Source organism: Marinobacterium ramblicola, assembly GCF_019084545.1.
Lineage (GTDB): Bacteria > Pseudomonadota > Gammaproteobacteria > Pseudomonadales > Balneatricaceae > Marinobacterium_D > Marinobacterium_D ramblicola.
The window spans coordinates 1-22,056 of record NZ_JAHREP010000029.1 but is presented as its reverse complement, the minus strand read 5'-3'; the positions used below and the strand labels follow the sequence as shown (position 1 = coordinate 22,056).

Sequence of the window (22,056 nt, the reverse complement as noted above, 5' to 3'; positions counted from 1 at the left end):
GCAGAGCCTGTTTGTAGGCTGAGGACCGTGAACGAGGTTGTTGCCGGCGGCAGCATTAATGTGACGAGAGTGATGGCCGAAGGTATCAGCCATCACTCCAGTCAGCGAGAAAGTCGGTTCAGACCAGGTCCAGCTGGATATGGAAGGTGGTGCCCGCATCGGGATCCGACGTGACCGCCATATGGCCCCGGTGCTGCTCGGTAATGACGAAGTGCGCGAAAGAGAGTCGCTTGTTGGCACCGGCGGCTGCCTGTCCCGCGTCACTGTCCTGGGTAAAGGGCTCGAACAGAAACATCTGCTCGTCATCGGTCAGCGCTACACCGTTGTGCTGTATCCGGATCGACAGTGCGTCGTAACTCCGGGCGACGTAAAGTGCAATCGTTGGCGTATACCCCGCGGCCTGTTTTTCCGTCAGCGATTTGTAGGCATGGCGGAACAGGCTGAGGAACACCTGTTGCAGTTCTGTGACGTAACAGGGAATCAGCGGCAGATCTGCTTCGAAGTGACGTTCGATTCGAATAGCGCTGAACGGAAAGGTGTCCGGCAGCGACAGTACTTCGCGTGACTGTTCCAGCGAGTGCTCCAGGATATCGATCACATTGGCCTGTTGCGGCCTGTCGGCACGGCCGCGAGCGAACTGCAGCAGGTTGCGGATGATCGATTCCACCTGTTTGCCGCTTTTCGACGCGTTGTCCAATATCTGCTGAACCTTTTCGCTTTCCGGGTTCTGCTGGCTACCCTCGGGCAGCAGCTTGCCCGATGCCAATATGCCCTGGAAGCTGCGCAGGTCGAACAGGATCGCCTGCAGCGGGGTATTGATATCGTTGGCCATGGCGGTTGCCAGCTCACCCATGGAGGAGAGCTTGTCGTGGTGGATCAGCATGTTCTCGGCGATCACGCGCTTGGTCACATCGTCGACCAGGATCACCACACCCGGCTCATCATAATCCTGCAGCGGATAGACGGTGATATCGAAGTGATAGCTGCCCGGTTGACTGTGGCGCAGGGTGATCGCTTCGCCCTTGTCCAGCGCCTGTTCGATATGACGCGGCGATACGGTGATGTCGGAGTAGATCGACCAGAGATTCCGGCCGATGGCATCGTCGGCGCTGATGCCCGAGATCTCCTCGGCGCGCTGGTTCCAGTGAGTGATCGTGCCCTGACGGTCCAGGCCCACCAGCACCAGTGGCATCGAGCGCAGGATGTTCTGGATATAGGCTTTTGATGCTTTCAGCATGCGCGTGGTCACCACATGCTCTGCAACCTCCTGTTCCAGCTTCGCGGTTCGCTCGCGTACGCGTTGCTCCAGACTCGAGCGGATCTCCTCCAGCGCACGGTTATACCGGCGTGCACGCATCCAGGTAACGAACAGGATGATGACGACAATGGTCAGCAGGATGATCAGAACGCCGCTGGAGAAGTTGGCGACCCACTGCCATTTGGTACGTCCCTGTTCATCCTTGAACACGTCAAAGAGGTCCGCGTAAAGCAATGGGCTCTGAATCAGCAGTAACAGCGGTAGCAAAAATCTTGTCATAAAGGGGTGTCGGTGTCGGATGAAGATGAACACGCCAGTGCGTAACCGAATGATGTTCGGGCGATTATAGCTGATTGCGCTTCCTGTCGGGACCAGTAATTACATTCAGGTTAACCGTGCTGTCGGGGAGGTGGTCATTAACTGCGCAAATCCGACTATGAGTGGAAGGATGGTTTTCATCCCCTTGATGGCGGCATCGGCTGTAACCCCTGCTGTAACAGTCATCATCGCACAGAGTACCCGCTGGCACGCTACTTGTAGTTCCTTGCATATTCTAGCGATGGATAAGAGCAATGGCGGCAGACAACATATTGATTCTCGGTATAGGCAATCTGCTCTGGGCCGATGAGGGGTTCGGCGTGCGCTGTGTCGAACGGCTGAATCAGCGCTATCGGTTTCCTGAACAGGTGAAGCTGCTGGACGGCGGCACTCAGGGGATCTACCTGGTGCAGCATGTACAGGAAGCCGATGTTTTGATCGTATTCGACGCCATCGATTACGGCATCAAACCCGGCACGCTGAAGATCGTACGTGATGATGAGGTGCCCAAGTTCATGGGCGCCAAGCGGATGAGCCTGCACCAGACCGGCTTTCAGGAGGTGCTGGCGATGGCGGAATTGACCGGCCGGTATCCCCGCGAACTGATGCTGATCGGTGTGCAACCCGAGCTGCTGGAGGATTTTGGCGGCAGCTTGACCGGCAGCGTGCGTGCCCAGCTCGATCCGGCTATCGAACGAGCGCTCGACTATCTCGCATCGCTGGGTGTGGTGCCGCTGGCTGTCGAGTCAGAGCTTGAATCGCATGAGGCGCTATCGCCCCGGCAACTGGCGCTTGAGCGTTACGAGCAGGGGCGCCCCGACAGTGGCGAGGCGTTTCGACACGGCGACGTACGGTTCATGAACCTGTACGCGCCCGCGGCGGAAAAGTCCTGAGATGTGTATCGGCATTCCGATGCAGGTGGCGGCAGTGGAAGGGGCGCGGGCGTTCTGCACCGTCGGTGACGAGCAGCATTGGATCGATATCCGGTTGATCGATACACCGTCGGCGGGAGAGTGGCTGCTGGTATTTCTGGGAGCCGCACGGGAAAAGATCAGCGCCGAGCGTGCCGTCCAGGTTGCTCAAGCATTGGCCGCGTTGGACGCCGGTGCGCGCGGCGATAGCGCCGCTATCGATGCACTCTTTGCCGACCTGGTGGAACGTACGCCGCAGCTGCCCCCGCATCTGCAATCGGGCCTGAATGGCAGACTAAAAGAGGATAACGGAAGATGACCCATCCACTGCTGGATCAGTTGACCAGCCGCTACGGCTATCCGCTGCTGGAGAGCCAAGGCTTTGAAGCCTTCGTTGAGGCGCAGTCCTACAGCGTACTCTTTTTCGCCGGTAACCCGAACCGATTCCCCGAAACGCTCGATGTGGCGGTGATCCTGCCTGAACTGCTCAAACAGTTCCCGCAACTCTCGGCTGCGCTGATCGCCGAGGAGAGCGAACACCGGCTACAGGGACGCTACAACTTCAATGCCTGGCCGACGCTGGTATTCCTGAAGCAGGGCCGCTATCTCGGCGCGTTGTCGCGGGTACACAACTGGGATGAGTATCGACGCGAGATCCAGCGCATCCTCGCCACCGAGCCGCAGCGCAATCCCGGCATCGGCATCCCGGTGGTAGCCGCAGCCGCTTCCACCTCCTGTGGACACTGAGCAATGAGCATGAAATCGGATATCCCACTGTTTGACCTGACGCCCAATCTGACCGGGGCGGTCGGCCCGGGTTCCCGCTCGGAAGCGGACAGCCTCAGCTATATGCCGATGCCGAAAGAGATGCACACCTTCGAGCCGCCGAGCCTGCCGGAATCTGATGAGATAGCCCAGGCACCCCAGGTGCTGGCGCTGCTTGGACAGCTGCAGGAAGCGCTGGATGAATACCGCCCCGGTATGCCCACCCGTAGTCTGGCTCTGGATTCACTTGCCGAAACCGACCGTGCACTGCTGCATCAGGTGCTGGGCGAGGGTGAGGTAGCACTGCAGATCGGCGCGGATATCCGGGTGCGGGCGCAGGAGACGGTGCTGGCCGGGCTCTGGTGGTTGCAGCAGGTCGACAGCAATGGCCAGCTTAAGCGGCAATGGCTGGAGGTGGCGGATCTGCCTGAGCCGGCGCGGCGAGCTGCATTCAGCTCGACCGAGGTGCCCAGTATCGTCGAGGGGGATCTGCCCGAGGGGATATTGAACGCGGGCCCGGTGTTGGTCGAGCTGTTCGATGTGGCACGCCGGCACCAGGCCAGTCCGCTGGACCTGCCTCATGTGATCAACCTGTCGTTGCTGCCGTTTTCGCCCGAGGACCACGCCTTTTTAACCCGGTGTCTTGGCCAGGGATCGGTGGTGATCCTGTCCCGTGGCTATGGTAATTGCCGGATCGGCTCCACCGCGGTACCGGGGATCTGGCGCGTGCAGTATTTCAACAGCACCGATCAGCTGATACTGGATACCCTGGAGGTGGTCGAGGTACCGCAAGTGGCCTGCGCGGCGAAGGAGGATCTGGAAGACTCCGCGGAGCGGCTGCGTGAGATGCGCGAGGTGCTGGTATGAGTACTCAATCCGATGGGGCAAGGTTTGAGGGCAGCTACCTGGGCGACAGTGCCCGCTTGTCGGACGCGACCAGGCTTGAATGCAAGATCTGTTGGTATCAGTACGATCCCGCCGAGGGCGATGAGGTATGGCAGATAGCGCCGGGTACCCCCTTTGCCGAACTGCCCGAGCATTGGCGCTGCCCCCAGTGCGATGGCGAGCGTGATCAGTTCATGGTGGTGGAGGGCTGATGTCGCCACTCATGCAGCAGCTGCAGCAGCATTATCAGGCTGCGGATCCACAGATGGCCGGACTGCCGTTCTACAACGCCCTGCTTAGTGTCGAGATGGCGGTCTGGCACTGCCTGGATCTTGATCTGGAAGCGGGGGTGCTGATTACGCCCTGGTGTCTGAATCTGATCTGGCGGCCGGTAGATGCGCAGGTGTTGCCAGAGAAAGGGGAGATCTGCATCTTGGCACTCCCCTCGGGGGAGTACGAAGGTCTGGTTGCCCAAGCCGAGGGGGTGGGGCGCTTTGCCAGCGCGTCACTGCTGTCCGATACCAGCGCCCTGGAATCCCAGGAGCAGGCCCGAGCCCTGGCGATCGAGATTGCCGATCTGCTGTTCGCCGTTACCACGCCAGCGAGTGCGGACAGCCGCGCTGATCAGCCGGATAATCCGGGACGGCGTGCGCTGTTTCGCCGCGCCCTGCGAGGCTGAGGATGCACTCCTCGCCGGCCGGACAGCTGCAGGTGGCGCTTACCTACGCTCAAGGACATATCAGTGCCGTCAGCGTCGAGCTGAAACGGCCCGTTGGCGCAATATGTCATATGCTTGCCGGTCAGGCCCCCGACGCGGCGCTGGCGATTATCGGAGCGCTGTTTTCGGTTTGTTGCCAAGCCCATCGCATTGCTGGCGCCAGGGCACTGGAGCAGGCCCGGGGAGTACGGATCCCGGAATATGAATGTCGGCGGCGTGCGCGCTTATTGGCCGTGGAACGGCTGCGCGAAAGCCTGCTCAGATTACTGCAGGATTGGCACTACCCGGGTGCGACCGAGAAGAATGCACGCGAGGGCATAAGGCGCTGCCAGCGCTTGTTAACTCTGTTGCAGTCGCCGTCGGATAAAACCCCTGATGGCGTTGAACAGGCGATTGTCGGGCTGCGAAACTGGTCGCAGGCGCTCAGGTGTACGCCAGCGCAGGAGCAGCGTTGGCTGGTGAATAGGGTGCAGCGTTGGCGGGATATCGAACTGGGTCCTGCCGTACCGGGTTTAATGCCTGAGCTGACCTCTGAGCTGGTTGGTTCCCTGGGGAATGAACAGCAGAATGGGTTTTGCTCGGCGCCCATGCTCAATGGGCAAAGCCGTCACAGCGGGCCGGCGGTAGCGGGTGCCGAAGCTACCGCCGCTGATGAAGTGATCGGCAAGGCGTTAGGGGCGTTGCTGGCGCAGACCGACCAGGCATTGGCACAGCTGGCCGAACCCGGGCTGGAGAGCACGCCAAGCGCCAACCGGGGTCAGGATGGTGTGGGGTACGGCTGGGCGCTGACCGCCCGTGGCTGGTTGCTGCACCGGGTTGAGCTGGATGGCGAGCGGGTTGGGCGCTGGCAGATACTGGCCCCCACCGATTGGAACTTCCATACTGACGGGATAGTGCGGCAACGGCTGATGGGAGTCAAAATCGAGCGCAATAGGGCCGAAGCGCTGGCCCGGGATCTGATATTGTCGATCGATCCCTGCGTTGGCTTTGGAGTGACGCGACACGATGCATGAGATGTCGATTGCCGAAGGTATAGTCCAGACGCTTGAGGAGCAGGCCCTGGTTCAGGGCTATAGCCGGGTCAAGAGGGTCTGGTTGGAGATCGGCCCGCTGGCGGCGGTGGAGCAGGAGTCGCTGCGCTTCTGCTTCGATGCGGTGACCCGCGGTACTCTGGCCGAGCAGGCGCAACTGGAGATTATCGAGCTGCCGGGCGAAGCCTGGTGTCTGGCCTGTGCGGCGACGGTGCCGATTACCCAGCGCTACGACAGCTGTAGCCGATGCGGCAGCTATCAGCTGCAGGTGACCAGGGGCGACGAACTGAGAATAAAAGAGCTGGAGGTGGAGTAGTTATGTGTACCGTTTGCGGTTGCGGCGAGGGTGAAACCCATATCGAGGGGCACCACCACCATCATGACCATGGTCAGGATCATCCTCATGCTCATAGTCATGCACATCACCATGACCATGACCATGACCAAGGGCAGGGTCATTCGCCACTGCTCGCCGAGGGGCAGAACCTGCACTACGGTCGGGGTCCAGCCCATGCCCATGCGCCGGGCCTGAGCCAGAGCCGTATGGTGCAGATCGAGCAGGATATCCTGGGCAAGAACGACCGCTATGCGGCGCAGAACCGTGCCCGATTCGATGCGCTGTCGCTGTTTGCCCTGAATCTGGTCTCCAGCCCCGGCTCCGGCAAGACCACGCTGCTGACCCGCACCATCGAGCTGTTGGGCACGCGACTGCCGTTGGCGGTGATCGAGGGCGACCAGCAGACCGCCAACGATGCCGACCGTATCCGCGCCACCGGCGCGCAGGCGGTGCAGATCAATACCGGTAAGGGCTGTCATCTGGATGCGCACATGGTGGGCCACGCGCTGGAGCGACTCGACGATCTCGAGGGCGGCGTGCTGTTTATCGAGAACGTGGGCAACCTGGTCTGCCCGGCCGCGTTCGATCTGGGCGAAGCGCACAAGGTAGCGATCCTGTCGGTGACCGAGGGTGAGGACAAGCCGATCAAGTATCCCGATATGTTCCATGCTGCCGATCTGATGCTGCTGAACAAGATCGACCTACTGCCCCATCTGGAGTTCGATGTCGACGCCTGTATCGAGTACGCCCGCCGGGTCAACCCGAATATTGAGGTGATCCAGCTGTCGGCTCGTTCCGGTGCGGGGATGGAGGCCTGGTTGGCATGGATGGAGACGCGGAGAAGCGCTCGCATTCGGGAGCGGATCGAGGCGTTGAAACAGCAGGCACAAGCGCTTGAAGCGCTGCTCTGAGTCCAGAATCGAACGGAGCCGAAAGGGAAATTGATGATGCAGTCCTACCCGCGTGCCACCGTACTCTGTATCGATGACGAGATCCGCTCGCTGGAGACGCTGGAGCGTACACTCGACGAGGAGTTCGACGTTCTGACCGCCAGCAGCACCGAGCAGGCTTGGCAGCTGCTGGAGCAGCAGCGGGTGCATGCGGTGCTGTGCGACCAGCGGATGCCGGGTGAGACCGGTGTCGAGTTCCTGATCCGTGTGCGTGAGCGCTGGCCGCAGACCGCGCGGCTGATCCTGTCCGGGTATACCGACTCGGAGGATATTATCCGCGGCCTCAACGAGGCGGGTATATTCCAGTACCTGACCAAGCCCTGGCACCCCGATCATCTGCTGCTGACACTGCGCAACGCCTGTCGGATGGTGGCGCTGCAATCGGAAAACGAGCTGCTTGCCACCGAGATGCGGCTGACCACCCCACAGGTCGAATCGCAGCTGCAGGCAAAGAAGGCGCGTCTGCGGCAGCGCTTCGATTTCAGCGAGATACTGCGCGCCAAAGACAGTCCGCTCAACGCGCTGTGCCATCAGGTGGCGCAGGTGGCCCCCTACGATATATCGGTGCTGGTGACCGGCCCCTCCGGCAGCGGCAAGGAGTTGTTCGCCCGTGCGCTGCACTACAACAGCCTGCGCGCGGACAAGCCGTTCGTGGTGGAAAACTGCGGCGCCATGCCGGACGAGCTGCTTGCGTCCGAGCTGTTCGGTCACCGCAAGGGTGCATTTACCGGCGCCATCAATGACCATGTCGGCCTGTTCGAACAGGCCGATGGTGGCACCATCTTCCTCGACGAGATCGGCGAGATCTCGCCGGCGTTCCAGGTCAAACTGCTTCGCGTGTTGCAGGAGCGGGAGGTGCGCCGTATCGGCGATGCTCAGCGGCGGCCGATCGATGTGCGGGTGATCGCCTCCACCAACCGCAGTCTGGAGGATGAGGTGCGTGCCGGTCGCTTCCGCGAGGATCTGTAATATCGCCTGGCCGAAGTAACGCTGGAGCTGCCGCCGCTGGCGCAGCGTGAGCAGGACATACCCGTGCTGGCCAACGCCTTTCTCGACCGCGCAGTCGAAGCGTTCGACAAGCCGGTGGAGGGTTTCAGCGATGAGGCGATCGAGTGTCTGCAAAGCTATGCCTGGCCCGGTAACGTGCGCGAACTGCAGAACGAGATCCGCCGCATGCTGGTGATGGCAAAAGAGCCGTATCTGGGTGCGGACCTGCTCAACCCGCGCGTACTGCGCAGCAGCGTAGACGGAGAGCCGGCCCCGATGCTGGCCCAGGTGGCGGACCTGAGTGGCACACTGAAGGAGCGGGTGGAGCAGCTGGAGAAACAGATTCTGCGTGAAACCCTGATCCGCCACCGCTGGAACAAGAGCCGCGCCGCGCAGGAGCTGGGGCTATCCCGGGTCGGCCTGAGGGCAAAGATCGAACGCTATGAGCTGGAGAATATGTGATGCCTGCCGTGCGGCTGCTGGTCAGTGGCCTGGTACAGGGTGTCGGCTTTCGCCCCTTTGTCCACCGGCTGGCGACCGAACTGCATCTGACCGGGGCGGTTCGCAACACCGGACGCGGGGTGCAGATCGATCTGCAGGGGGAGCCTGAACAACTGGCCAACTTTCGTCATCGGCTAACCACCGAGCTGCCACCGCTGGCGCGCATCGACTGGCTTACCGAAGAGACGTTGGCCACCTCAGCTGAGTTCGTCGACTTCCGCATCCTCGCCAGCGAGCAGGGCGAGGGGGCGTTGGACCTGTCGCTAACTCTGGACGCTGCCGTCTGTCCACACTGCCTGGCGGAACTGTTCGATCCGCGGGATCGCCGTTATCGCTACCCCTTTATCAACTGCACCCACTGCGGCCCCCGCTACACACTGATCCGCGCGCTACCCTATGATCGAGCCAACACCAGCATGGCCGAGTTTGCTCAGTGTCCCGCCTGCCAAGCCGAATATGAAGCACCGAGCGATCGACGCTTCCATGCTCAGCCCAACGCCTGTGCCGAGTGCGGCCCGACCCTCTGGCTGGAAACGAGCACCGGTGAGCGTATCGAGCTGGATCCCATCCAGCAGGCGGTGGGCGCGCTGGAGCGTGGCGAGATACTGGCCGTGCGCGGTATCGGTGGTTTCCATCTGGTCTGCGATGCTCGCAATGAGGCCGCCGTTGCGCGTCTGCGTCAGCGCAAGAACAGGCCGGCCAAACCCTTCGCGGTCATGGCGTTGAACAGCGCCTCGCTGGAACCACTGATGGAGTTGACCGGCGCCGGGCGCGGCTGGTTGAGCGATCGCAGCGCGCCCATCGTCCTGCAGCGCAAGCGTGCCACCACCGATAACGCGCTGGCACCGAGCCTGGCACCGGGGCTGGATCGGCTGGGGGGAATGCTGCCCCACGGTCCGCTGCACTGGTTGCTGTTCCATGAGGCGGCGGGACGACCCGAGGGCATGGCCTGGACCGAAAATGCTCATCCGCTCGTGCTGGTGATGACCAGTGCCAACCGCAGCGGCGAACCGCTGATCACCTCGAATGATGAGGCACGGGCGAAGCTGGGCGATATCGCCGATCTGTTGCTGCTGCACAATCGCGAGATCGAGCACCGCTGCGATGACTCGTTGATCAACGCTCTCTCCGAACCACCGGCACTGATCCGGCTGGGGCGTGGCATGGCGCCGCGAGAGGTCCGCCTGGCAGATGATGGACCGTCGGTACTGGCGCTGGGCGGCTACCTGAAAAACACCCTTTGCCTGGCCCACGGTGACAGGGCGTTTGTCTCGCCCCACATCGGCGATCTAAACAACCCGGACAACTGCCGCACGCTGGAACGCACGGTTGACGAACTGTGCGACCTGCTGAAGGTGGAGCCTGAGCATATCGCCTGCGACCTGCACCCCGACTTCCACGCCAGTCGTTTGGCTGCCGAACTGGCTGAGCGTCTTGATCTGCCCTTGCATCGGGTGCAGCACCACCACGCCCATATCTCTGCGGTGATGGCCGAGCATCGGCTCCACTCGGCGGTGCTGGGCGTGGCGCTGGATGGCGTCGGACTGGGCTGGGATGGCCAGTTGCGCGGCGGCGAACTGTTGCGGGTCGATAGCGCGGGTTTCAGTCCGCTGGGCGAGCTGTCACCCTTGCCTCTGCCCGGTGGCGATGCCGCGGCTAAGGAGCCCTGGCGCATGGCCTGTGCCGCACTGCACCGCATGGGCAGGGGTGATCTGATTCAGACGCGGTTTGCCGATAAACCGGCGGCGGCCGCGCTGGCAGGTATGCTGGAGCGGGGTTTCAACTGCCCGCCGACCTCCAGTCTTGGTCGGGTATTCGATGCCGCCGCCGGGCTGCTGGGGATCTGCCAGCGGCAATCCTACGAAGCGGAAGCGCCGATGCGCCTGGAGGCACTGGCTGCCGGAGTCGTAACACCAAAGGCGCAGGGCCGATACCGGATCGATCAGGTAGCCGGTGGGTTGCAGCTGGATCTGCTGCCGTTGCTGGCCTCGTTGCTGGATGAGCCCGATCCCGCACGGGGCGCCGCGCGTTTCCAGCAGGAGCTGATCCTGGCGTTGAGCGACTGGATTATCCAGGCTGCCAAACGTAGCAGACGGAAACAGGTCGCGCTGGCCGGTGGCTGTCTGTTGAACCTGGCACTGCGGGATGGCCTGCATCGCCAACTGCAGGCGGCGGGGTTGAACGTGCTGCTGCCGGTAGAGATGCCGGCCAACGATGCAGCGATCAGCCTGGGGCAGGTCTGGGCGGTGCGGATGAAGCTATCCGGCACACACGAATAAAAACATAGAAGCAAGTAGAGGTAAGCCCATGTGTCTGGCGATCCCGGTAAGGATAGAAGCGTTGATCGACGAGGAGCGGGCGCTGGCCGATATCGGCGGCGTACGCAAGGAGATCAACACCGCCCTGGTGGATGATCTGGCCGTCGGCGACTATGTGATCATGCATGTCGGCTACGCACTGAACAAGCTGGATCCGGAGGAGGCGGCCAGGACCCTGGCCCTGTTCGAGGAGCTGGGTCAGCTGCAGGCGGCACGCGATGCGATCATGGCGGAAGAGGGGCTTTCATCGGAGGGCAAGGCATGAAATATGTCGACGAGTTCCGTGACGGCGACAAGGCGCGCGCCATCGCCGGTCAGATCCGGGTCGAAGCGGATCCGGCACGCACCTACCACCTGATGGAGTTCTGTGGCGGCCATACCCACGCCATCTTCCGTTACGGCATCCCCGGGCTGCTGCCGGACAACGTCAAGCTGATCCACGGCCCCGGCTGCCCGGTCTGCGTGCTGCCGATCGGGCGGCTGGATATGGCGGTGGAACTGGCACGGCGGCCCGACCTTATCCTCTGCACCTACGGCGATATGCTGCGAGTGCCGGGCTCCGGCCGCGTCAGCCTGATGAAGGTGCGCGCCGAGGGCACCGACGTGCGGATGCTCTATTCACCGGCCGACGCGATCAGGATCGCGCAGCAGAACCCGGACAGGCAGGTGGTGTTCTTCGCCATCGGTTTCGAGACCACCACGCCGCCGACGGCGCTGGTGCTGGAGCAGGCGAAAAAGCTCGGCCTCACCAACTTCTCCGTGTTCTGCAACCATGTGCTGACCCCGGCGGCGATGCACGCGATCCTGAACACGCCGGAGGCGGACAGCGGCGCGTTGCAACTGGATGGCTTTATCGGCCCGGCCCATGTCAGCACCGTGATCGGTTCCGCGCCTTATGAGCCCTTCCCGGAACAGTATGCCAAGCCGGTGGTGATCGCCGGCTTCGAACCGCTCGACGTGCTGCAGGCGATTCTGATGCTGATCCGCCAACTCAACGACGGCCGCTGCGAGGTGGAGAACGAGTTCACCCGTGCCGTCACCCGCGAGGGCAACGCCAAGGCGAACGCACTGGTGGCGCGGGTGTTCGAACTGCGTAAGAGCTTTGAGTGGCGCGGCCTGGGGGCGATCCCTGAGAGCGCCTTGCAGATCCGCGCCGACTACGCCGAGTTCGATGCCGAAAAGCGCTTTGCGCTGACCCAGCTGGAGGGCCGCGAGAATAAGGCCTGCGAGTGTCCGGCGATCCTGCGTGGGGTGAAGAACCCGCGCGACTGCACGCTGTTCGGCGACCCCTGTACGCCGGACAACCCGCTCGGCTCCTGCATGGTCTCCTCGGAGGGCGCCTGCGCCGCCTACTACAGCTATGGTCGTCTCAGCGATTCAACAAAAGGCGAGAGCCGGATTCCGGCACAGGAGGTCAGCGCATGAGCCGTCCGAGCCTTGGCTTAAACCTGAGAACCGGCCGCGTCGAAATGGTCCACGGCAGCGGCGGTCGTGCCATGGCCGAGTTGATCGACCGGCTGTTTGCCCAGGCGTTCGACAACGAGTGGCTGGCACAGGGCAACGACCAGGCGCGCTTCAGCCTGCCGCCGGGGCGAGTGGTGATGGCCACCGACAGCCATGTGGTATCGCCGCTGTTCTTCCCCGGCGGTGATATCGGCTCGCTCTCGGTGCACGGCACCATCAACGATATCACCATGTCCGGCGCCCGGCCCTGTTACCTGTCGGCGGGCTTTATCCTGGAGGAGGGTTTCCCTCTGGCCGATCTGAAGCGCATCGTCGACTCCATGGCGGCAGCCTCGAAAGCCGCAGGCGTGCCGATCGTCACCGGCGACACCAAGGTGGTGGAGCGCGGCAAGGGCGACGGCGTGTTCATCAACACCACCGGTATCGGCGTGGTGCCCGAGGGGCTGGATCTTTCAGGCGATAAAGCACAGCCGGGCGATGCGATCCTGCTCTCCGGGCCGATCGGCGATCACGGCGTCACCATCCTGTCGCTGCGCGAAAGCCTGGGTTTCGAAGCCGATATCCAGTCCGACTCCCAGGCACTGCACACCCTGGTCGCAGCGATGGTGGAGGTGGTGCCGCAGATCCGCTGCATGCGCGACCCCACCCGCGGCGGCCTGGCCAATACGCTGAACGAACTGGCCAAACAATCCGGGGTCGGCATGCAGCTGTTCGAGAAACGGATCCCGGTGCGCGAGCCGGTACGCGCCGCCTGCGAGTTTCTGGGGCTGGATCCGCTCTACGTCGCCAACGAGGGCAAGCTGATCGCGATCTGCCCACAGGACCGTGCAGAACAACTGCTCGAGACGATGCGGGTCCACCCGCAGGGGCGGGAGGCGGCGATCATCGGCCGGGTGATCGAGGACCCGCACCACTTCGTGCAGATGGAGACGGTGTTCGGCGGCAACCGCATGGTGGACTGGCTCAATGGTGAGCTGCTACCGCGGATCTGTTAGGCGAGCGGGTGCAGCATCCCGTACAGCCAGATCACCAGAGAGCAGATCACCAGCATCACCGGGGCGTACAGCAGGTTCAGCTTCAGTAGCTCGGTCGCCTTGATGCCGTAGCGGGATTGCAGGCTTAGCTGTATGCCGGAGAAGGGCGACAGCGCGACACCCAGCGACCAGCCCATCAACAGGGTCAGGCCCAGCAGGTTCGGGTCGTTCACCGACGGCGCCAATATGCTGCCGGCCAGCACCACGCTGGTGACCGGATGCATCCCCGCCATGGCCAGCGCGACCAGTATCAGCAGCACGATACACGCCTGCAGAGGACCGAAGTGAGCAGGCGCCAGATTGAGATCGAGCGACGACAGCGTGGCGGCGACACCGGCGGCCAGCATCGACGCCGCCGCGAACAGCAGCACTTCGCCGCTGAGGTTGGGCAGCCCGACCCGGACGTGATTCACCGCCTCCGACAGCCCTGCGCCTCCCCGCTTCAGCGTCAGCCAGGCCAGCGTAAAGAGCAGCGAGATCAGCGTTACCAGCGTCAGTACGCTGACACGAGGCCAGATCAGATGGCTGACGATCACCAGTGCCGCCAGCAGCAGCGGCATCCATAAAGCGCCCAAATGCATCGGATAACCGCCGGCCGAGTCGGCATCGGGGTGGCGATGGATCTCCCAGGCGCTCAATGCCAACGCCAGAATCGCCAGCGGCAAGCCATAGAGCACAAGGGTCTCGAGGCGGGCACCGGGGGCGCTGACCAGCGTCAGACCCATGGCGGCAAAAAAGGGCGACCAGAACGCGCAGGCCGCAAAACTGCGCAGCAGCGTCAGCCCCTGCACCGCCTGCATCGGCCGATGGGCGCTGAGGCGGTCGCCGACGATCAGCGTGGAGGAGATGTTGATCACCGAACCGAACAGATGGGTACCGAGCAGCGTCTTCAACAGCGCGCGCTTGCCTCTGGGCAGTGTCTCGTCGGAGCGGATCCCGGCCAGGGCGACGATACGCAGGAAGCTGACACCGATCAGCATCGCCACCACCATCTGATTGGCCGAGAGGGCGCGCAGCAGATAATGATGATCGGCGCCGTTGAGCGTACCGAACACCAGTCCGACCAGCCCGATCAGAAACAGCAGCAGGATCTGACGACGCTGCGAAGGCTTGACGCGGTCGACCAGCATCAGTGCCGATATCCAGATCGGAATGCCCGCCATGTAACCGGGGAGGGTGTCGCCAAGGGCCGATATCAGCGCAAGCAGAACGGTGCACATCAGCAACCATCCCGATAGTTCGGTACCTATCTGCTGCCCTACGCGTTGCCCTGTGCCTTGCCTGGGTTGTTGCCTTGCTTGCTGCATCGTTGAACCGGAAATTGCCCTGTTTATGTCGCTGTCGGGTGCGGAAGGGGGTGGCTGGCGTGTCGTTGGAGTTGTCGCTGCACTATGCCTTTAACCCGGTGACAAGGGAATAGCACCGGGGCGCTTCCATAAACAACGCTTATGGCATTGAGCGATGCGAAATATAACTGTTGCAGGTCGAGTTGTATGTTGTATGATGTATTACAACTTAACCGGCTGCAGATCATCCTGTCCCGGGCCGGTGTATCGCTACGCAACGACAGGTTGACTAGAGGACAAGTAAAGATGGCACTCTCCGTAGAACGTATTCGCCAGTCGCTCAGCGACGGCCTGCTCTCCTTCCCGATCACCGATTTCGATGCCAATGGCCAGTTCAACGCCGACACCTACCGCGAGCGTATCGAGTGGTTCGTGCAGCAGGGCGTTTCCAGCGTGTTCGTTGCCGGCGGCACAGGGGAGTTCTTCTCCCTGTCGATGGATGAATACAAGCAGATCTGCAAGATCGCGGTGGAGACCGTCGCCGGTCGTGTGCCGGTGATCGCCAGCGCCGGCAAGAGCATCCCGGATGCCAGGGCCTACTGCGCGGCGGCGGAGGAGGCCGGTATCGATGCGATTCTGCTGATGCCGCCCTACCTGACCGAGTGTCCGGCCGACGGCGTCGTCGAGTACGCCAAGGCGGTGATCAACAGCACCCCGCTGCAGGTGGTCTACTACAACCGCGGCAACGGCATCCTCGACGCCGAGAGTGTCAAGGCGCTGGCTGCGGCCTGTCCGAACCTGATCGGCCTGAAGGACGGCGTCGGCAGCATCGCCGCATTGAACGACACCATCAAGACCGTCGGCGACCGTCTGGTCTATATCGGTGGCGTGCCGACGGCCGAGATCTTTGCCGAGGCCTACCTGTCGATCGGCGTCAACACCTACTCATCCGCGGTGTTCAACTTCATGCCGGAGATGGCGATGAAGTTCTACAGCGCGCTGCGTGGCGGCGATCAGGCCACCGTAACTGCCATCATCAAGAACTTCTTCATCCCGTTCTGCCGCCTGCGCGATCGCAAGAAGGGCTACGCGGTCAGCCTGATCAAGGCCGGTGCCGACATTGTCGGGCGCTCGGCCGGTGATGTGCGTGCGCCGCTGACCATGCCGAGCGCAGCGGAGAAAGAGGAGCTGGCGGCAATCATCAACGCCAACCGATAAGCAACGAGCACCCCTTGGGGTCGGACGGAAGCGAAGGGGTTAGCGTCCGATCCCCTTTTCTCCAGAGGTCAGAGCATGTTCACGACTGTAAAGAAAATGACCGTGGTGCCGGTGGCCGGGTATGACGGCTTCCTGCTGAACCTCAGCGGCGGTCATGCGCCCTGGTTCATCCGCGTCGTCGTGGTACTCGAAGACAACGACGGCAATATCGGCTTGGGCGAGATCCCGGCGACCTCCGCCATCATCGATACGCTGGAGCGCTGCCGCGAGCTGGTGGAGGGGCAGAGCGTCGGGCATTACAAGGCGATCATCAGCCGTGTCCGTGCCACCACCTCCGGGCAGGCCGACGACGTGCGCGGCAACCAGACCTTCGATCTGCGCACCGCGGTGCATGTGATCACCGGTATCGAATCGGCACTGCTGGACCTGGCCGGTCAGAACCTGGGGCTGCCGGTGGCGGAACTGCTCGGTCAGTTCGGCAAGCAGCGTGACGAGGTCGAGGCGCTGGGCTACCTGTTTCAGCTTGGTGATCCCAAGAAGACAGATCTGCCCTATCCGAGCTGCTTTAATCCGGTCGACGACTGGGATCTGGTACGCACTCAGGAGGCCTTGAGCCCGGATGCGATCGCGCGCCTGGCGAAAGCCGCTTACCAGCGTTACGGCTTCAAGGACTTCAAGCTCAAGGGCGGGGTGCTGGATGGCCATCAGGAAGCGGAGTGTATCGCGGCACTCTACGACGCTTTCCCGGAGGCGCGCCTGACACTGGACCCGAACGGTGCCTGGACACTGAAGCAGGCGGTGGAGTACCTCACCCCGATCAAGCATATGCTCAGCTATGCCGAGGATCCCTGCGGCCAGGAGGGCGCCTGGTCCGGTCGCGAAACCCTGGCGGAGTTCAAGCGCATCACGGGCCTGAAAACCGCCACCAACATGATCGCCACCGACTGGCAGCAACTGCGCAACGCGGTGCGGCTGGATTCGGTCGACATCCCGCTGGCGGATTGCCACTTCTGGACCATGCAGGGCGCGGTGGCGGTGGGCGAGCTGTGCAACGAGTGGGGCATGACCTGGGGCTCGCACTCCAACAACCACTTCGACATCTCGCTGGCGATGATGACCCATGTCGCGGCGGCCTGTCCGGGTGAGATCACCGCGATCGACACCCACTGGATCTGGCAGGACGGTCAGCGCATCACCAAGGATCCGTTGAAGATTCGCGAAGGCAAGTTGAAAGTGCCGACCAAGCCGGGTCTGGGGATCGAACTGGATCGCGACAAGCTGGACGAGGCACACGCGCTGTACAAGACGCTGACCCTGGGCCGGCGCGACGATGCCATGGCGATGCAGTACCTGATCCCGGGCTGGCGCTTCGATCCGAAACGTCCGGCCCTGGTTAGATAAACGAATTAGGTAAGCAGGTTAGGTAAGCAGGTGAGATAAGTAGAAACACCCAAGCTTTATGGGATAATGTGGCAGGCCAAAAACAATTGATGAAAGGATCGATCCATGGGTAACCCCTCTGCCGCCGGCGGCAGCTTTAACGTCGAGCCGGTTCGGCGCTCGGAGAGCCTCGCCTCTCATGTCGCCAAGCAGCTGGAGCAGATGATTACCCAGGGCCATATCCCGGTGGGCGACAAACTGCCGACCGAGGCGCAGCTGTGCGACATGTTCGCCGTCAGCCGCACCGTCATTCGTGAGGCGATCACTCAGCTCAAGTCGCTGGGTCTGGTCGAGACACGGCGCGGTGTCGGCACCACGGTGATGCGCAGTCAGCCGGCGGAAACGCTGTTTGCCTACACCATCAATCCCACGGCCGTGGAAGATATCCTCAATATTCTCGAACTGCGCATGTGCGTGGAGGAGAAGGCGGCGGAGATGGCGGCCATGCGCCGCACCGAGCAGGATATCGAACGTCTCGAACAGAGCCTGTCCGCATTCGATGCGGCGTTGGCAAAAGGGGAACTGGCGCGGGAGGAGGATCTGGCCTTCCACCTTGCAATTGCAAGCGCGACCGGCAACCACTTCTTCCGACAGTTCTACGAGCAGTTCAACAAAAACATTATCCCCAGAGCGAAGATCGTCAACACCAACCTGGATCGCCCCGCCACCGAGGAGTATCTCGAGCGGGTGCGTCAGGAGCACCGCGCTATCTTTGACGCGATCCGGGAAGGTGAGCCCGAAAAGGCAAGCAAGGCGATGCATACGCACCTCTACCGTGCCTATCACCTGTACGAGAAGTACAGGACCAGTCAGCAGTTCGAGTAAGGCATAGCTGCGCCGCTCGACTGCTGCTTCACAAGACATTGCTGGTTTGAACGGTGCCCGGTTATGTACAGGATGTACGGTAGCCTGGGCCAGACACTCTTTACTGGAGGATTATGCAGATGACTATTCTCGGCGAAATGCTGATCGGCTCGCGTACCGTCAAGGGCACGAGCAAAGCGATACAGGCGATCAACCCCGCCACCAACGAAAATCTGGAACCGCTGTTCGGCGGCGGTAGCAAAGAGGACGTCGACGCGGCGGCCGAGTTGGCCTGGGCCGCGTTCGACAGCTTCCGCGAAACCGACCCGGAAACCCGTGCCCGCTTCCTGGAAACCTGCGCCGACGAGATTCTGGCGCTGGGTGACGAACTGGTGCAGCGTGCCATGGCCGAGACCGGCCTGCCGCAGGCGCGTATCGAGGGCGAGCGCGGTCGCACCATGAACCAGCTGCGCCTGTTCGCCTCGGTGGTACGCAGCGGCAACTATCTGGATGTGCGTATCGATCCGGCGATGCCGGAGCGTCAGCCGCTGCCGCGCAACGACCTGCGCCTGCGCATGATTCCGCTCGGGCCGGTGGCCGTGTTCGGCGCCAGCAACTTCCCGCTGGCGTTCTCCGTCGCCGGTGGCGATACCGCCTCCGCGCTGGCGGCCGGCTGCCCGGTGGTGGTCAAGGCGCACTCGGCACACCCCGGCACCTCGGAGCTGGTCGGCCGTGCCATCCAGGCCGCAGTGGCCAAGTGCCAACTGCCGGAAGGCGTGTTCTCCCTGCTGTTCGGCTCCGGCAACGAAGTCGGGGTTGAGCTGGTCAAGCATCCGCGGATCAAGGCGGTGGGCTTTACCGGCTCCCGTGCCGGCGGTACCGCGCTGATGGAGCAGGCGGCCAAACGTCCCGAGCCGATTCCGGTCTATGCCGAGATGTGTTCGATCAACCCGGTGTTCCTGATGCCGCAAGCGCTGAACGCGCGCGGCGAAGCGATCGCCAAGGGCTTCGTCGGCTCGCTGACCATGGGTGCCGGCCAGTTCTGTACCAATCCGGGACTGGTGATCGCCCAGTCCGGCGCCGAACTGGACACCTTCCTTGAAGTGGCTGCCGCCGAGCTGTCCAAGGTGGCCACCCAGACCATGCTGACACCGGGGATCTTCTCCGCGTACTGCAGCGGTGTGGATCGGCTGAAGGGCAATGCCGGTGTGCGCGAAGTGGCGGTCGGGCAGGGCAGCGATGCGCCCAACCAGTGCCGCGCCGGTCTCTACGTGACCAGCGCCGAAGCCTTTATCGCCGATGAGTCGCTGGGCGACGAAGTATTCGGCTCCACCTCGCTGGTGATCGAGTGCAAGAGCGTCGCCGACTTCGTCCGCGTGGCGGAGCATCTGGAAGGGCAACTGACCGCCACGCTGCAACTGGAGGACGCCGATATCGAAGCCGCGCGTGCACTGCTGCCGGTGCTGGAGCGCAAGGCCGGCCGCATCCTCTGCAACGGCTACCCGACCGGCGTCGAAGTGTGCCACGCCATGGTCCACGGCGGCCCCTTCCCGGCCACCTCCGACAGCCGCACCACGTCGGTCGGCTCCGCGGCGATCAACCGCTTCCTGCGCCCGGTGTGCTACCAGGACCTGCCACAGGCGCTGCTGCCCGAGGCGATCAAGGACAGCAATCCGCTCGGCATCCGCCGCCTGGTTGACGGTCAGGACCAGCGTTAAGTTCTCTCCAGTGTGCTTCTCAAGCCATTCGCCTTTGGCTTGGTGTTTGGCCCCTGCCTCCAGCGATGGAGCAGGGGTTTTTTTCATCCCGAATGTCTGGATATAAGCTCAGAGAGGGTGTGACCCAGCTACCGCAGGTAGCGAGGTCTGATGATTCTTGATGTGGTAATGCAATTGCATTACTATTCGGGTAGGTTTTATTTTACGTACAGAGAGGTTCACCATGGCGAACTCCATACTCATCACGGAATCGACTCTGACCGACCGGTATCAGACCACCGTCCCTGACGCCGTTCGCAAAGCATTGCATTTAGGCAAGCGGGAAAAGATTCGCTACACCATACAGCCTGATGGCAATGTTCTATTGTCACGCGCTGATCAGGATGAAGCTGACCCGGTACTGGGTAGCTTTCTGACCTTTCTGGCAAATGACATTCAAGCCAACCCCCAAAGACTGAAGGCTGCAACACCTGAACTCGCCTCCCGTATCCAAAGTCTCGTTGGCGGCATCGAAGTCGATCTGGATGCACCGTTAGATGACGAGGACGAATGATTTTGCCGGATCAAACCAGTCTCGTTATCAACGGGTGGACGGTCTTTTGCCACCCGCTATTTCTCGATGAGCTTGATTCACTCCTTGATCAGGTCGAAGCGCTTAAAGAAAAAGATCCTCAGAATTTTGGGAAGAAAAACGCTACCAAACGCCTCGCCGCTATTGCCAGGTTGGCATTTGAGGTCATACCTCAGGATCCATCACTTCCGGAATATCGCCAGGGCGATACATTAGGAAACGACCATAAGCATTGGTTTCGCGCGAAATTCTTTCAGCAGTACCGGCTGTTTTTTCGCTTTGATTCAGCATCAAAAATTATTGTATTTGCCTGGGTCAATGACGAAAAAAATAAACGTGCCTATGACAGTAAAAAGGATGCCTATCGCGTCTTTGAAAAAATGCTCAAGACAGGCCATCCACCAGACAATTGGGCCTCACTGCTCAAAGAAGCGGCCGGTACTTTGGATCGTTTGAACGAAGTCGCCAAGAAACTTGTCGAGTGACATGTCCCTTCTGACCCCCGAGTTCCGAATTCCGTCTTTTACGGATCCCTTCCAGCACCGATTGTACGTCTGCTCCGGCTTGGCCATCCTCTTCATACGCATCAAGCCGACGATTCAGCTCAATCCGCTGAGCCTCGGTGAGTCCGACACTACCCTGGTCGGCAGCAATGCTGTCCCACACCTCTTCAACCAGCCTGATACGCTGATCGATGGGTAAATCTCTGATACCTGGATTCATAATTCACCTCCAACGGGGTAACCATAGATCCGTTGGTTTCGATGCGGAACGTGTCGATGCCTGCTGCCGACAACCCTTGCTTCAACAGCGGGCGATGGGCGAAACCGGCCACCTCCGACAGCCGCACTACCTCGGTTGGCTCCGCGGCAATCAACCGCTTTCTGCGCCCGGTGTGTTACCAGGAGCTACCGCAGGCGATGCTGCCCGCATCGATCAAGGACGGCAACCCACTCGGTATCCGTCGCCTGATCGGCGGTCAGGACCAGCGTTAAGTGTGCTTCTCAAGCCCTCCTGCCGTGGAATGTGGCGCTGGAGCCAGCTGCAAAAAATGTGGCGCAGTACGATTAGGGGAAGTGTGTCGATTTAACGGCGCTTACCGTTGTTCGCTCTGGCCAAAGTGCGCGTGGATCAGATGTTGATAGCAGAGGGTGGATCTGCCTACACTGCCTGAAAAGGCAGTTGCAGTCGGCTAAAATGGGTGGAAAGTGCTCAGTCTATGGCCCTGAGACAGAGAAAATGGCATTTTAGGGTGTTAGGCGAGGCCTGTTGATACCGTCTTAGCATCTAAAGCTTCGGTATGACCTGTTAGTCAGGAATGAAAGGGTAGTGAAAATGGATGTTGAAGAATTCCGAAAGGAACTGACTGAAGCTGCACGAGAAAGAATGCCGGGAGCGGCCTTCACCTTGGATCAGGTGAAAGCTGGCTTGCTGTATGAGTTTTCTGATCGGCTTACCCAAGCCGATGTCAGTGCCGGTTGCTAAAGTCCCCAAAATCGCAACTTGAGATGTCCCCTCCACCGAGGCATCAATAAACCGACT

The 22,056-nt window shown here is 61.6% G+C and carries 25 protein-coding genes and 1 pseudogene; 22 read left to right on the top strand and 4 right to left on the bottom strand.

Annotated elements, in window-relative coordinates; translation table 11 throughout:
• Nucleotides 1–118: 118 nt before the first annotated feature.
• Nucleotides 119–1,537, bottom strand: a complete 1,419-nt coding sequence (locus KQ940_RS19010) for a two-component system sensor histidine kinase NtrB (protein WP_217415507.1) — start codon at nucleotides 1,535–1,537, stop codon at nucleotides 119–121.
• Between the two features lie 293 nt (nucleotides 1,538–1,830).
• On the opposite strand from KQ940_RS19010, the gene KQ940_RS19005 reads away from it, so the two are divergent.
• From KQ940_RS19005 to hypE, 15 genes are read left to right on the top strand one after another with little or no spacing between them, the layout of a single operon-like run.
• Nucleotides 1,831–2,469: a HyaD/HybD family hydrogenase maturation endopeptidase gene (locus tag KQ940_RS19005; protein WP_217415506.1), complete on the top strand. Its 639-nt coding sequence runs from the start codon at nucleotides 1,831–1,833 to the stop codon at nucleotides 2,467–2,469.
• A gap of 1 nt (nucleotide 2,470) precedes the next feature.
• A complete protein-coding gene (gene hypC, locus KQ940_RS19000; protein ID WP_217415505.1) occupies nucleotides 2,471–2,806 on the top strand; it encodes a HypC/HybG/HupF family hydrogenase formation chaperone in 336 nt (111 codons plus the stop codon).
• Complete coding sequence (locus KQ940_RS18995; RefSeq protein WP_217415504.1) at nucleotides 2,803–3,234, top strand: thioredoxin domain-containing protein; 432 nt, start codon at nucleotides 2,803–2,805, stop codon at nucleotides 3,232–3,234. Before hypC ends, KQ940_RS18995 begins: the two co-directional genes overlap by 4 nt.
• A 9-nt stretch (nucleotides 3,235–3,243) precedes the next feature.
• The gene (locus KQ940_RS18990; RefSeq protein WP_217415503.1) at nucleotides 3,244–4,119 is read left to right on the top strand and encodes a hydrogenase expression/formation protein; all 876 of its coding nucleotides are present in this window, start codon (nucleotides 3,244–3,246) and stop codon (nucleotides 4,117–4,119) included.
• On the top strand, nucleotides 4,116–4,349 hold the full coding sequence (locus tag KQ940_RS18985; RefSeq protein WP_217415499.1) for a rubredoxin: 234 nt from the start codon (nucleotides 4,116–4,118) through the stop codon (nucleotides 4,347–4,349). Before KQ940_RS18990 ends, KQ940_RS18985 begins: the two co-directional genes overlap by 4 nt.
• Complete coding sequence (hybE, locus tag KQ940_RS18980) at nucleotides 4,349–4,816, top strand: [NiFe]-hydrogenase assembly chaperone HybE (protein ID WP_217415497.1); 468 nt, start codon at nucleotides 4,349–4,351, stop codon at nucleotides 4,814–4,816. Before KQ940_RS18985 ends, hybE begins: the two co-directional genes overlap by 1 nt.
• A gap of 32 nt (nucleotides 4,817–4,848) precedes the next feature.
• Nucleotides 4,849–5,868 carry a nickel-dependent hydrogenase large subunit gene (locus KQ940_RS23115; protein WP_217415495.1) on the top strand — a complete coding sequence of 340 codons (1,020 nt, stop codon included), beginning with the start codon at nucleotides 4,849–4,851 and terminating at the stop codon, nucleotides 5,866–5,868.
• Between the two features lies 1 nt (nucleotide 5,869).
• Entirely contained in the window at nucleotides 5,870–6,202 is a 333-nt protein-coding gene (gene hypA / locus KQ940_RS18970; protein WP_246590197.1) for a hydrogenase maturation nickel metallochaperone HypA, read from the top strand.
• A 2-nt stretch (nucleotides 6,203–6,204) separates the two neighbouring features.
• Nucleotides 6,205–7,134, top strand: a complete 930-nt coding sequence (gene hypB, locus KQ940_RS18965; RefSeq protein ID WP_217415492.1) for a hydrogenase nickel incorporation protein HypB — start codon at nucleotides 6,205–6,207, stop codon at nucleotides 7,132–7,134.
• Nucleotides 7,135–7,167: 33 nt separating this feature from the next.
• Nucleotides 7,168–8,142 (top strand): sigma-54-dependent transcriptional regulator, encoded by a 975-nt coding sequence (locus tag KQ940_RS18960; protein ID WP_217415491.1) that lies wholly within the window; start codon nucleotides 7,168–7,170, stop codon nucleotides 8,140–8,142.
• 6 nt (nucleotides 8,143–8,148) lie between these two features.
• Nucleotides 8,149–8,622 carry an AAA-type ATPase lid domain-containing protein gene (locus KQ940_RS18955; protein WP_485020580.1) on the top strand — a complete coding sequence of 158 codons (474 nt, stop codon included), beginning with the start codon at nucleotides 8,149–8,151 and terminating at the stop codon, nucleotides 8,620–8,622.
• Nucleotides 8,622–10,940 carry a carbamoyltransferase HypF gene (gene hypF, locus KQ940_RS18950; RefSeq protein ID WP_217415488.1) on the top strand — a complete coding sequence of 773 codons (2,319 nt, stop codon included), beginning with the start codon at nucleotides 8,622–8,624 and terminating at the stop codon, nucleotides 10,938–10,940. The genes KQ940_RS18955 and hypF overlap by 1 nt, the downstream gene beginning before the upstream one ends.
• A gap of 28 nt (nucleotides 10,941–10,968) precedes the next feature.
• On the top strand, nucleotides 10,969–11,244 hold the full coding sequence (locus KQ940_RS18945) for a HypC/HybG/HupF family hydrogenase formation chaperone (RefSeq protein ID WP_217415487.1): 276 nt from the start codon (nucleotides 10,969–10,971) through the stop codon (nucleotides 11,242–11,244).
• Nucleotides 11,241–12,404, top strand: coding sequence for a hydrogenase formation protein HypD (gene hypD / locus KQ940_RS18940; RefSeq protein WP_217415486.1), 1,164 nt, complete (start codon nucleotides 11,241–11,243; stop codon nucleotides 12,402–12,404). The genes KQ940_RS18945 and hypD overlap by 4 nt, the downstream gene beginning before the upstream one ends.
• Complete coding sequence (gene hypE, locus KQ940_RS18935) at nucleotides 12,401–13,438, top strand: hydrogenase expression/formation protein HypE (protein ID WP_217415485.1); 1,038 nt, start codon at nucleotides 12,401–12,403, stop codon at nucleotides 13,436–13,438. The genes hypD and hypE overlap by 4 nt, the downstream gene beginning before the upstream one ends.
• Here hypE and KQ940_RS18930 read toward each other — a convergent pair.
• Nucleotides 13,435–14,697 (bottom strand): hypothetical protein, encoded by a 1,263-nt coding sequence (locus tag KQ940_RS18930; RefSeq protein WP_217415484.1) that lies wholly within the window; start codon nucleotides 14,695–14,697, stop codon nucleotides 13,435–13,437. The genes hypE and KQ940_RS18930 overlap by 4 nt on opposite strands.
• 372 nt (nucleotides 14,698–15,069) lie before the next feature.
• Between KQ940_RS18930 and kdgD the strand changes: the two genes are divergently transcribed.
• The 6 genes from kdgD (at nucleotide 15,070) to KQ940_RS18900 (ending at nucleotide 20,999) form a co-directional block, all read left to right on the top strand.
• A complete protein-coding gene (gene kdgD, locus KQ940_RS18925; RefSeq protein ID WP_217415483.1) occupies nucleotides 15,070–15,981 on the top strand; it encodes a 5-dehydro-4-deoxyglucarate dehydratase in 912 nt (303 codons plus the stop codon).
• 75 nt (nucleotides 15,982–16,056) lie between these two features.
• Nucleotides 16,057–17,382, top strand: coding sequence for a glucarate dehydratase family protein (locus KQ940_RS18920; RefSeq protein ID WP_217415481.1), 1,326 nt, complete (start codon nucleotides 16,057–16,059; stop codon nucleotides 17,380–17,382).
• 105 nt (nucleotides 17,383–17,487) lie between these two features.
• Entirely contained in the window at nucleotides 17,488–18,246 is a 759-nt protein-coding gene (locus KQ940_RS18915; protein WP_217415479.1) for a FadR/GntR family transcriptional regulator, read from the top strand.
• Nucleotides 18,247–18,365: 119 nt separating this feature from the next.
• Nucleotides 18,366–19,943: an aldehyde dehydrogenase (NADP(+)) gene (locus tag KQ940_RS18910; protein ID WP_217415476.1), complete on the top strand. Its 1,578-nt coding sequence runs from the start codon at nucleotides 18,366–18,368 to the stop codon at nucleotides 19,941–19,943.
• Nucleotides 19,944–20,166: 223 nt separating this feature from the next.
• Complete coding sequence (locus KQ940_RS18905; protein WP_217415475.1) at nucleotides 20,167–20,496, top strand: type II toxin-antitoxin system PrlF family antitoxin; 330 nt, start codon at nucleotides 20,167–20,169, stop codon at nucleotides 20,494–20,496.
• Nucleotides 20,497–20,498: 2 nt separating this feature from the next.
• Nucleotides 20,499–20,999 (top strand): type II toxin-antitoxin system YhaV family toxin, encoded by a 501-nt coding sequence (locus KQ940_RS18900; RefSeq protein WP_246590196.1) that lies wholly within the window; start codon nucleotides 20,499–20,501, stop codon nucleotides 20,997–20,999.
• Here KQ940_RS18900 and KQ940_RS18895 read toward each other — a convergent pair.
• On the bottom strand, nucleotides 20,938–21,237 hold the full coding sequence (locus KQ940_RS18895) for an addiction module protein (protein ID WP_217415473.1): 300 nt from the start codon (nucleotides 21,235–21,237) through the stop codon (nucleotides 20,938–20,940). The two genes, KQ940_RS18900 and KQ940_RS18895, sit on opposite strands and share 62 nt — an antisense overlap.
• A gap of 104 nt (nucleotides 21,238–21,341) precedes the next feature.
• On the opposite strand from KQ940_RS18895, the pseudogene KQ940_RS18890 reads away from it, so the two are divergent.
• Nucleotides 21,342–21,509: pseudogene (locus KQ940_RS18890) on the top strand (aldehyde dehydrogenase (NADP(+))); the annotation flags it as partial.
• A gap of 313 nt (nucleotides 21,510–21,822) precedes the next feature.
• Here the strand turns inward: KQ940_RS18890 and KQ940_RS18885 are convergent.
• A partial coding sequence (locus KQ940_RS18885; RefSeq protein WP_217415471.1) for a hypothetical protein occupies nucleotides 21,823–22,056 on the bottom strand: 234 nt, incomplete at its 5' end.